Source organism: Lysinibacillus sp. G01H (assembly GCF_028872195.1).
Classification (GTDB): Bacteria; Bacillota; Bacilli; order Bacillales_A; family Planococcaceae; genus Lysinibacillus; species Lysinibacillus capsici.
This window is the reverse complement of sequence record NZ_CP118397.1, coordinates 4,053,620-4,065,273: the sequence shown is the minus strand read 5'-3', so window position 1 is coordinate 4,065,273 and position 11,654 is coordinate 4,053,620. Positions and strand designations below refer to the sequence as shown.

Annotated in this window: 10 protein-coding genes; 9 read left to right on the top strand and 1 reads right to left on the bottom strand. The window is 38.9% G+C overall.

Features of this window, described 5'->3' with window-relative positions; genetic code table 11:
* Positions 1 to 43: 43 nt before the first annotated feature.
* From purM to purD, 4 genes are all read left to right on the top strand, one after another.
* Positions 44 to 1,099, top strand: a complete 1,056-nt coding sequence (purM, locus tag PSR12_RS20705; RefSeq protein ID WP_257520626.1) for a phosphoribosylformylglycinamidine cyclo-ligase — start codon at positions 44 to 46, stop codon at positions 1,097 to 1,099.
* Positions 1,099 to 1,668, top strand: a complete 570-nt coding sequence (gene purN / locus PSR12_RS20700; protein ID WP_274770358.1) for a phosphoribosylglycinamide formyltransferase — start codon at positions 1,099 to 1,101, stop codon at positions 1,666 to 1,668. Before purM ends, purN begins: the two co-directional genes overlap by 1 nt.
* Positions 1,669 to 1,781: 113 nt before the next feature.
* Positions 1,782 to 3,308: a bifunctional phosphoribosylaminoimidazolecarboxamide formyltransferase/IMP cyclohydrolase gene (purH, locus tag PSR12_RS20695; RefSeq protein WP_221682777.1), complete on the top strand. Its 1,527-nt coding sequence runs from the start codon at positions 1,782 to 1,784 to the stop codon at positions 3,306 to 3,308.
* A gap of 81 nt (positions 3,309 to 3,389) precedes the next feature.
* Positions 3,390 to 4,646, top strand: a complete 1,257-nt coding sequence (gene purD / locus PSR12_RS20690; protein WP_274770355.1) for a phosphoribosylamine--glycine ligase — start codon at positions 3,390 to 3,392, stop codon at positions 4,644 to 4,646.
* Positions 4,647 to 4,752: 106 nt separating this feature from the next.
* Here purD and PSR12_RS20685 read toward each other — a convergent pair whose 3' ends face one another.
* Positions 4,753 to 5,178, bottom strand: a complete 426-nt coding sequence (locus PSR12_RS20685) for a YgaP-like transmembrane domain (RefSeq protein WP_255601702.1) — start codon at positions 5,176 to 5,178, stop codon at positions 4,753 to 4,755.
* A gap of 199 nt (positions 5,179 to 5,377) precedes the next feature.
* Between PSR12_RS20685 and PSR12_RS20680 the strand changes: the two genes are divergently transcribed.
* The 5 genes from PSR12_RS20680 (at position 5,378) to pcrA (ending at position 11,646) form a co-directional block, all read left to right on the top strand.
* Positions 5,378 to 7,099, top strand: coding sequence for an adenine deaminase C-terminal domain-containing protein (locus tag PSR12_RS20680; protein ID WP_274770354.1), 1,722 nt, complete (start codon positions 5,378 to 5,380; stop codon positions 7,097 to 7,099).
* A 69-nt stretch (positions 7,100 to 7,168) separates the two neighbouring features.
* A complete protein-coding gene (locus PSR12_RS20675; protein WP_312129485.1) occupies positions 7,169 to 8,224 on the top strand; it encodes a DUF3048 domain-containing protein in 1,056 nt (351 codons plus the stop codon).
* 15 nt (positions 8,225 to 8,239) lie between these two features.
* Positions 8,240 to 8,560 carry a YerC/YecD family TrpR-related protein gene (locus PSR12_RS20670; RefSeq protein ID WP_004225717.1) on the top strand — a complete coding sequence of 107 codons (321 nt, stop codon included), beginning with the start codon at positions 8,240 to 8,242 and terminating at the stop codon, positions 8,558 to 8,560.
* A gap of 111 nt (positions 8,561 to 8,671) precedes the next feature.
* On the top strand, positions 8,672 to 9,361 hold the full coding sequence (locus PSR12_RS20665) for a heptaprenylglyceryl phosphate synthase (RefSeq protein WP_274770348.1): 690 nt from the start codon (positions 8,672 to 8,674) through the stop codon (positions 9,359 to 9,361).
* Positions 9,362 to 9,393: 32 nt separating this feature from the next.
* Positions 9,394 to 11,646 (top strand): DNA helicase PcrA, encoded by a 2,253-nt coding sequence (pcrA, locus tag PSR12_RS20660; RefSeq protein ID WP_221682783.1) that lies wholly within the window; start codon positions 9,394 to 9,396, stop codon positions 11,644 to 11,646.
* Positions 11,647 to 11,654: the final 8 nt, after the last annotated feature.

The window sequence follows — 11,654 nt, the reverse complement described above, 5'->3', positions numbered from 1 at the left end:
TCTAGGAAACTTAGGCGACTTGGATGATAAGGAGGAACTCTGCGTGTCAAAGGCATATGAACAAGCAGGTGTAAATATTGAAGCGGGCTATGAAGCCGTAAAACGAATGAAGTCTCATGTTGAACGTACGAACCGTCTAGGTGTAATGGGGACATTTGGTGGTTTTGGTGGCATGTTTGACTTGTCAGAACTGAATCTTAAAGAACCTGTTCTTATTTCAGGGACAGATGGTGTTGGAACAAAGCTAAAGCTAGCCTTCATGGTAGACAAACACGATACAATCGGTGTGGACTGTGTAGCAATGTGTGTAAATGATATTGTTGCCCAAGGAGCAGAACCACTGTACTTTTTAGATTACGTAGCTCTTGGAAAAGCAGAGCCAGCAAAAATCGAACAAATTGTCAAAGGTGTTGCAGATGGCTGTGTGCAATCAGGTGCGGCCTTAATAGGTGGCGAAACTGCGGAAATGCCTGGACTTTATGAAGAAGATGAATATGATCTAGCTGGCTTTGCGGTAGGCGCTTGTGAAAAGTCTGCTATCGTAACAGGTGAAGAAATCGTAGAAGGCGATGTACTTATTGGGATTGCATCAAGTGGTGTACATTCAAACGGTTATTCTTTAGTGCGTAAAATTGTCTTTGCAGATCATCAATATGCTGTGGATGCTATTGTAGAAGGCTATGAAGATCTAGGCCCAATCGGTGAGGCGCTTCTAGTGCCAACAAAGCTATATGCTAAACCTGTGCTAGCAGCTTTAAAGGCAGCAGATATACATGGCTGTGCACATGTTACAGGTGGCGGTTTCTATGAAAATCTACCACGCATGATGCCAGAGGGACTAGCAACGGAAATCGACTTAGGTTCTTGGCCTGTATTACGTATCTTTGAATTCCTAAAAGATAAAGGTCAGCTAGAAGATAAAGATTTATATAATGTGTTTAACATGGGTATTGGCTTTGTAATAGCTGTGCCAGAAACTGAAGCTGATAAAGTAATCGCTGCAGTTGAAGCAAATGGTGAAAAGGCTTATACAATCGGACGTGTTATTAAAGGTGACGGAGTAGTATTTAATGGCTCACATGATGGGAGTTTAGTGTAATGACTGCACCAACAAAAATAGCCGTGTTCGCGTCAGGTAGCGGTAGCAATTTTCAAGCCATTCAAGAGGCCATTGAACGTGGTGAACTCCATGCAAAGGTCGCACTTGTGGTCACAGATAAGCCTGGAGCATTTGTAGTAACGCGTGCTGAAAACTTTGGGATTCCAGTGTTAGCATTGAATCCAAAAGAGTTTGTCTCGAAGACAGCTTATGAGACAGCTATTATCGAAGCTTTGCATGAGTGCGATGTGAAATGGATTGTGCTTGCTGGGTATATGCGATTAATCAGTGACGTATTATTAGCAGCCTTTCCACAGCGAATAGTTAATATTCACCCGTCCCTATTGCCTGCCTTTCCTGGAAAGGACGCTATTGGACAAGCCATTAATCATGGTGTGAAAATAACAGGTGTAACTGTGCATTTTGTTGATGAAGGAATGGATACTGGACCAATTATCGCTCAGGCAGCGGTACCTGTCATTGAAGGAAATCGCGAGGCAACAGAAGCTGAAATTCATAAACAAGAGCATTTATTATATACAAAGGCATTAAAGCTATTATTACAGTAACTGAAGAGGGAGTTAGGTCGAGAATCCTACTCAACAAGTAAGACCTAACTCTATTAATCTATTGAAGCAAGTCAGTTCGTGGACAGCACGATAAAAATTAGGAGGATATTGTTGTGACAAAACGTGCATTAATCAGTGTTTCCAATAAAGATGGTATTTTAGAATTTGCAAAGGAATTAGTAGCATTAGGTTATGAAATTTTATCAACTGGCGGTACAAAAAAAATGTTACAGGATAATGCGGTAGCTGTAACAGCAGTAGATGAAGTAACGAAGTTTCCTGAAATTTTAGATGGTCGTGTGAAAACTTTAAATCCAATGATTCACGGTGGTCTATTAGGAAAGTTTGATGATGTCTCTCATCAAGCACAGATGAATGAGCATGGAATTGAACCAATTGAAATTGTTTGTGTTAATCTCTATCCGTTTGTTGAAACAATTTCAAAGCCTAATGTAACTTGGGATGATGCAATTGAAAACATTGATATCGGTGGTCCAACAATGTTACGTTCTGCTGCAAAAAACCATCAATATGTAACAGTAATCGTGGACAGCAATGACTATGCAACAGTATTAGAGGAACTTAAAGCGGACGGTGCTACAACAATTGAAACACGTCGTAAACTAGCTGCGAAAGTTTTCCGTCACACAGCCGCTTATGATTCTTATATTTCAAACTATCTGACTGAAGAAGAGTTCCCAGAGAGCTTAACGATGACATATGAATTAAAGCAAAATTTACGCTATGGCGAAAACCCTCACCAAAAAGCGGCCTTCTACCAAAAGCGTCTTGGCTCTGACTTTTCATTAGCTTATGCTACACAATTACATGGTAAAGAGTTATCTTACAATAATATTCAAGATGGTAATGCAGCATTGCAAATTGTAAAAGAATTTGAAATGCCAGCTGCTGTAGCCGTGAAACATATGAATCCATGTGGTGTTGGCACAGGTGTCACGTTAGAGGCAGCATTCGATAAAGCATATGAGGCAGATCCAACATCTATTTTTGGCGGTATTATCGCATTAAATATGGAAGTGGACGCAGCAACTGCTGAGAAGCTAAGTCATATTTTCCTAGAAATTATTATTGCACCTGCTTTCTCACAAGAAGCATTAGATATTTTAACGAAAAAGAAAAATATTCGCTTACTAACAATTCCTTTCGAGCAAGCGAAACAAGATTCATTCAATGTAGTATCAGTTGAGGGTGGGCTTCTTGTACAGGAGCCAGATCGTTATGGCTTTGGCAATGCGGATATTAAAGTGGTGACAGATCGCGAACCAACAGAGCAAGAATGGGAAGCATTGCAACTTGGTTGGTCTGTTGTCAAACATGTGAAATCCAATGCGATTGTTGTAACAGATTCTCAAATGACTCTTGGGGTTGGCGCAGGGCAAATGAATCGTGTAGGTGCAGCTAAAATTGCCTTTGAACAAGCTGGAGAAAAAGCGACAGGTGCTGCATTAGCATCAGATGCATTTTTCCCAATGAGCGATACTGTGGAGGCGGCAGCAGCTGCAGGAATTACAGCAATTATTCAACCAGGTGGTTCCATTAAAGATCAAGATTCCATTGATAAAGCAAATGAATACGGCATTGCGATGGTATTCACAGGTGTACGTCATTTTAAACATTAATTGTTGAATTATATAGAAATGAAAACAGACCGAGATGTTGGTTCATCTCGGTCTTACTTACAAAGAGGAGGATTCTCTAAAATGAATGTATTAGTAATCGGAAGCGGTGGTCGTGAGCATGCAATCGCTAAACAATTCAGCATTTCTCCATCAGTGAACAACGTGTTCGTAGCGCCAGGAAATGATGGGATGCGGGGCGAAGTAGAAGTTGTTGCTATTGATACAATGGATTTCGCAGGTCTCGCTCAATTTGCCAAGGAAAATGATATTGCATTAACATTTGTTGGCCCAGAACAGCCGCTTGCTGAAGGCATTGTCGATTTCTTTACAGCTAGAGGTTTACGTATATTCGGTCCTACAAAAGTTGCTGCTCAAATAGAAAGCAGTAAATCCTATGCGAAGGAAATTATGAATAAATATAATATTCCTACAGCAGCACATGAAACATTTACTGAAGCAGAAAAAGCAATAGCCTATATTAAAGAACAAGGGGCGCCTATTGTCATTAAGGCTGATGGATTAGCGGCTGGTAAGGGCGTTGTCGTGGCAATGACAGAGGAAGAAGCAATTGAAGCAGTACAGGATATGATTGGAAACCAACGTTTTGGTGAATCCTCTTCACGTGTTGTCGTTGAGGAATTTTTAGACGGTGAAGAATTCTCCTTTATGTCTTTTGTACACAAAGGACAAATTTATCCGATGGTTATTGCACAAGATCATAAACGAGCTTATGACGGTGATAAAGGACCAAATACAGGAGGTATGGGTGCTTATTCACCAGTACCACAAATTCCACAAGAGGTAGTAGATAGTGCTTTTCAAACTATTGTAGAACCAACTGTTAAAGGGATGGAGGCAGATGGTGCTTCCTTTACAGGTATTTTATACGCAGGGTTAATTTTAACGAAGAAAGGCCCTCAGGTCATAGAGTTTAATGCTCGTTTTGGTGATCCAGAAACGCAAGTTGTATTGCCACGTATGGTTTCAGATTTTGGTGCATTTATGATGGCGTTAATGGATGAACAGCCTTTTGATTTACAATGGTCAGAAGAAGCAATGCTTGGTGTAGTCATTGCAGCAGAGGGTTACCCAGGAGACGTTGAAAAAGGTAAGGTATTACCAAATTTAGAGGCACTTTCGACATCACATGCAGTTTTCCATGCAGGTACAAAATTAGTAGACGGTCAATTCGTTGGTAATGGTGGACGTGTATTGTTAGTTGGTGCAAAAGCAGCTACTTTACAAGAAGCACAGGAAAAGGTTTATGAAGGTATTGCAACGGAAACATGGGATCACTTTTTCTTCCGTAAAGATATTGGCTGGCGTACATTTAAGTAATTATTATTTTCACTAAATATTTTTTATCGTCTTTTGAAACCTCTTGTTGTTTCAAAACGTAAGAGGTAAGAGCCGTCTCAATAATAGATTGGGACGGCTCCTTTGACTAAGAAGGATTCTGAGCTTTATTCGTTGAAGAATCACTACTCTTTGAGGAATTTTGAGTTGAAGTGCTGGTGTCAGATTGTTTTGAAGCAGTAGCTTGTGAACCTGAAGAATTACCAGCTATAGCAGAGGAAAAATCCTTCATGAGCTTATCGATTTGTTCAGTAGACATAGAATTTTGCCCGCTGAACATACTTTGCATAGAGGTGTTCATGGCATTCTGCATATTGGAGCTTAAAACTGCTTTCGTTGGACAATATTTAAAAAGTCCTTCGGCCATTTTCATGGCACCTAATGCAATCATTAATCGACCTTTTGTACAATTAGGATTTCTAGAAACTTTAGCGATACCAAATGCGGTCAAACTCGTCCCCATGGCAAAACGACAAAATGCATTCTTTTCGCTTAAATTTGCTTGCTGCATCATCATACTTCCTCCTTTAGTCATTGTGGAAAAAATAAGCGAGGTGCACTTTGCTTTATGAAAGTGCTGTGTTACGATTGAAACAAGATGATTGCATAAAGCATAATTTTTTTGAAAATATGCGATTATGCAGTAGTAGTATGTGATTTCAAGTTGGATTTACACAATGAAAAATTACGTAATTTAGGAAGGAGCGAATAGCATGGATCCAGTATGGAAAATAACAAAAATACGTCAACAATTAGCAGTAATCGATGGGAAAAAGGCACCAGATATCGTGCTGAAGAATGCACGTTATTTGCATAGTATGTTAAAGCAATTCATAGTAGGAAACATTTGGATTTTGGGAGATCGCATTGTCTATGCTGGTGACAGAATGCCTCCTTTATTAGAAGGAACAGAAGTGGTGGATTGTACAGGAAAAACAATCGTACCTGGCTATATTGAGCCACATGTACACCCATTCCAGCTTTATCATCCACAGTCATTTGCAGATTTTTGTGGTCAGCTTGGGACAACAACTTTTATTTCGGATAATTTAAGCTTTGTTTTAAATTTAGAAAATAAGAAAGCGTTTTCAATTTTAGAGAGTTTGAAAAAGCTACCGTTTTCTTTTTATTGGTGGACTCGCTTTGACTCACAAACTGAATTGGAGCAAGAGGAAGAGGTTTTCTCTAACACTTCTATATTAGAGTGGTTAGAGCGAGGTGATGTCTTACTTGGTGGAGAGTTGACAGGCTGGCCTAAGCTGTTGCATGGTGACGATCAAATGCTTTATCGTATGCAAATGGCTAAGGGACTGGGAAAAAAAATTGAAGGACATTTCCCTGGAGCTTCAGAAAGAACATTGGCACGCATGAAACTGCTTGGTGCTGATGGTGATCATGAGGCAATGACAGTAGAAGAGGTAGAGCGTCGTATTATGCAGGGCTATGCTGTAACTTTACGTCATTCTTCCATTCGACCAGATTTACCACATCTACTAAAAGGAATAGTAGAAAAAGAACTTCCAATCTTTGATCATTTAATGATGACAACAGACGGTTCAACACCTTCATTCCATGAGGATGGTGTGATGGATAAATGCATTCAAGTAGCTTTAGATGCAGGGGTATCTCCTATTGATGCTTACCAAATGGCTTCCTATAATGTAGCACGTTATTACAACATGTCTAATTTACATGGTTTTATCGCAACAGGGCGTTTTGCTTCACTCAATATTTTACAAGATGAATATAATCCTGTTCCAGAAAGTGTCTTATCAAAGGGTGTCTGGTTGAAACGTGATGGGGATCGGGTGCATAGAATGGCGACAATTGATTATTCTGCCATCCCAACGTTAGATTTAGATTTCTCATTAGATTCACAGGATTTCCAGTTTTCTATGCCGTTTGGGATTCAATTAGTTAATGATGTGATTACAAAGCCTTATAATTCTTTAATTGCTAAAGAAGGGCAATTGGGAAATCATGATGAGTGCTATTTAATGCTCATTAATCGAAAAGGCAACTGGCATGTAAATACAATGATTAAAGGATTTGCAACAGATGTCCAAGGCTTTGCATCCTCTTATTCCAACACGGGTGACATATTGTTAATTGGAAAAAATAAAGACGATATGATGAAAGCATTCGAAGAAATGAAAGCAATGAATGGGGGTATTGTTCTCGTTGAAAAAGGAGAAGTTATAGCGGATATTCCATTAACAATTGGTGGACTTTTGTATGATGGAGATTTATTCACTTTAACAGACAAAGAAAAGGCATTAAAACAAGCTTTAGCAGATAGAGGCTATCAATTAGGAGATGCCATTTATACATTATTATTTTTACAATCTACTCATTTACCATATATTCGTATAACACCACAAGGAATTTTCGATGTGATGAAGAATAAGTTATTATTACCTGCTGTTATGCGCTAATTCATGAAAGTGTTTCAGTTGTTTAAACAATTACAAATATGTGTAATTGTTCAAAGGAGAGATATGCTTGTGTTCAAATCGAAAAAATTATGGATTGCTTTTGCATTTAGTGCTTTGGTAATCGGGGGATGTTCAAAGGATACACCAAAAGTCAAAGAGGATGAAGAACCAATTGTAGAGGAAGAAGCAGTAGTGGAGGAGCCTGTGCAACAACCAGCTTTTGTTGCACCACTTACTGGGGAGGCTGTACAAGAAGAAATTATACAGCGACCAATTATCGTAACCATTAATAATCATCCAGCGGCACGTCCACAATCAGGCTTAGCTGCGGCGGATATCATTTATGAAATGCTTGCAGAAGGTAATGTGACACGCTTTTTAGCAGTATACCAAAGTGAACTGCCAGAAAATATTGGGCCGGTTCGTAGTGCACGCTCTTATTTTATCGATATGGCCAAGGGATTTGATGCCTTTTATGTAGCACATGGCTATAGTCCAGAGGCGAAAACAATGCTTGATCATCGTATCGTCGACAATATCAACGGTATGGCTTATGATGGTATTCTGTTTAAACGTTCTAACGACCGCGTTGCGCCACACAATTCCTATATTACATCCGACAACATTCTAAAAGGTGCTGAAATGGTAGGCGCTTCAATGAATTACAGTGAAAAAGTACTTCAGGCTTTTTATGAACCTGATGAACGTGGTAAAATAGGTATTGAAACAAGTCAAGTTGACATTTATTACGGAAATAATGAAGATTTCCATAACGCGTATGTGTATGATCATCAAACTAATCACTATGAACGACAATCGGCTAGCGTGGACACAAAAGATATGTTAACAGGCGAAACAGTGTCATTGGCAAATGTTCTATTTTTCGAAATGGATCACCAAACAATCGATGATATTGGTCGCCAAGCAATTGATTTAACGTCTGGTGGAAATGCGTATGTATTTCAAAATGGCTATTTGAGGGAAGTCAAATGGGCTAATGTTAATGGAATACCAATGGCTGTAGAGCAAACAGGGGATCCTGTAAAGCTTGTACCAGGAAAGTCGTGGGTTCATTTCGTACCAGCTTCGCCAGGGTTACAAGCAATGGTGAAAACGCAGCCTTAAAGGGAGGAAAATTGCATGCAAATCGAAAAAATTCGGGGGCATCAAACAGATCAATTATTTAAAGCAGTGTTAGAGTTGAAGGACATCGAGGAATGCTATAAGTTTTTTGATGATTTATGTACGATTAGTGAAATACAATCGTTGGCACAACGCTTTGAGGTTGCACATTTATTACGATTAAAGAAAACCTACGAATCCATTAAAAAGGAAACAGGGGCAAGTACTGCAACTATTTCGCGCGTGCGTCGCTGCTTCGATTATGGGAATGATACATATGATGAAATGTTAGGTCGTTTGTATCCTGATGAAAAACCATTCCAAGCACCAAAAGAATAGTCAGAAAAAAGGCTGAGTAGAAGTTCTACTCGGTCTTTTTCATTTTTTTGTCGTGAATCATAAGCTATACTTGTAAACGAATAGATAGAAAATGATAGGTGGTAAACATAGATGGATTATTTGGAATGGAGACATGTGTTCAAGCTAGATCCAGCGAAGGACATTTCCGATGAAGCATTAGAAAAAATTTGCGAGTCTGGGACAGATGTTATTTTAGTGGGGGGAACTGATAATGTAACGTTGGATGGGGTATTAGATTTACTTGTTCGAGTGCGTCGTTTTGAGGTGCCGATAGCGCTTGAAATTTCTACGATCGATGCGGTAACACCAGGTTACGACTATTATTTCATCCCAACGGTATTAAATAGTGATGATCCAAAATGGATTAAAAATTTACATCATGAGGCTATTAAAGAATACGGCGATATTATGGTATGGGATGAATTAGTAGCGGAAGGATATTGTATTTTAAATCCTGATTGTAAAGTAGCCCATGTAACGGGTGCGAAAACAGATTTAATGATTGATGATGTGGTAGCTTATGCACGCATGGCAGAGAATTTCTTTAAACTACCTGTTTTTTATTTAGAGTACAGTGGAATGTATGGCAATCTAGAGGTAGTCAGTGCTGTGAAAAACGAACTGAAGCATACCAAACTCTTTTACGGTGGTGGCATAAAATCTGCAAAGCAAGCAGAGGAAATGGCACGCGTTGCTGATACGGTAGTAGTTGGAAATATTATTTATGAAGATTTAAAAGCTGCACTTGCGACTGTTAAGGCTGTTAAAAATACGTTATAATTTTAGAACAAATGTTTGTAAGGCGGTGCGAAATGGAACAGTTAACAAAAAATTTACTAGCAGGCATGAATCCTGAACAAGAAAGAGCAGTTAAAACAACTGAAGGACCATTACTCATTATGGCAGGTGCTGGGTCAGGAAAAACACGAGTTTTAACACATCGTATTGCTTACCTAGTTATCGAAAAGGAAGTATATCCTTCTAAGATTTTAGCGATTACATTTACAAATAAAGCAGCACGAGAAATGCGAGATCGTATTGATGGCATTCTTGGCAATGGTACTGGCGATAGTATGTGGGTGTCGACTTTCCACTCCATGTGTGTAAGGATTTTACGTCGTAATATCGATCAACTAGGCATTTCTCGTAATTTCTCTATTTTAGATTCTACGGATCAGCTTTCAGTCATCAAAAATGTGATGAAGGAAGAAAATATTGACCCAAAACGTTTTGAGCCACGAGCAATTTTAAATGCTATTAGTGCGGCAAAAAACGAGTGTATAGCAGCGGATGATTACGCTGGACAAATGAATGATAAAAACCCTTATGAACAAACAGTTGCACGTGTCTATAAAGGCTATGAGAAAAGATTACGCCGCAACCAATCCCTTGATTTTGATGATTTAATAATGACGACGATTACGTTGTTTAAACGTGTACCTGAAGTGCTTGAATATTATCAAAATAAATTTCAATATATTCATGTCGATGAATATCAAGATACCAATAAATCTCAGTATTTACTTGTACAGTTACTAGCAAAGAAATTTAAAAATATCTGTGTTGTAGGTGATTCCGATCAGTCTATTTATCGTTGGCGTGGTGCAGATATTGGGAATATCCTATCCTTCGAAAAGGATTATCCTACTGCAAAGGTGATTATGCTAGAGCAAAATTATCGTTCAACTAAACGCATCCTACAAGCAGCCAATGACGTCATTCAAAATAATACAACACGTTACCCAAAAGAATTACGCACAGAAAATTCAGAAGGTGAAAAGATTGCACTATATAAAGCTTATAACGAGCAGGAGGAAGCGCAATTTGTTGTACAAACGATTCAACAGTTAATTGAAAAAGAAAATCGTTCCTTTGATGACTTTGCTATTTTATATCGTACAAACGCTCAATCTCGTGTAATGGAAGAAGTACTTGTTAAGTCCAATATGGCCTATCAAATAGTAGGCGGAACAAAGTTCTATGATCGAAAAGAGATAAAGGACTTACTAGCATATCTACGACTTATTGCTAATAATGATGATGATTTATCACTAGCACGTATTATTAATGAGCCAAAGCGCAGTATTGGTGCAACTTCCTTTGAAAAAATGGCACGTTATGCAATAGATCAGGATCGTTCGATTTTTGACGCGATGAATGATCTTGTTTTCATGGGACTATCAGGGAAAGCAGCAAATTCGGCTGAGCAATTTTATGCCATGATTAAAGGCTTTACACAAATGCAGGAATATCTGTCTGTCACTGAAATTGTGGAGCAAGTTATTGATAAATCGGGTTATCGAGCAATGTTACAAAACGAAAAAACAATTGAAGCAGAAAGCCGTTTAGAAAATATTGAAGAGTTTTTATCTGTCACAAAGGCTTTTGAAGAGCGCAGTGATGATAAAAGCTTAATTGCCTTTTTAACAGATTTAGCCCTTATAGCTGATATTGATGCACTCGACAAAGAGGATGCATCCAAAGGCAATATTATTTTAATGACGATGCATGCAGCTAAAGGTTTAGAGTTCCCAGTTGTCTTTATAATCGGTATGGAGGAAAACATCTTCCCACATTCCCGCTCACTAGACGATCAAGATGAAATGGAAGAGGAACGCCGCCTTATGTACGTAGGTGTGACCCGTGCTGAGGAACGTCTATATTTAACCTGTGCCCAAAGCCGTACGATTTTTGGTCGTTCAAGCTTTAATAATGCCTCCCGATTTTTAGGTGAAATTTCTCAAGATATTACAGAGTCAATTTCTAAGGCAGGGACAACATCAACAGTACCATTTGCTACTAACAATCGTTCAACCGGTGGCCATCAAAAACGTACACTTGGTGCTATTCAGCAAACACAACCTGCCACAGCACGTTTACAAGCAACGGGCGGAGATCAATTTGGATGGAAGGCTGGAGATAAGGCGATTCATAAAAAATGGGGAACAGGTATGGTTGTTAGTGTAAAAGGTGAAGGTGATAGTACAGAGCTCGATATCGCATTCCCACAACCAATTGGTATAAAGCGATTACTTGCTCAATTTGCACCTATTGAAAAAGCGTAAGCGGAGGA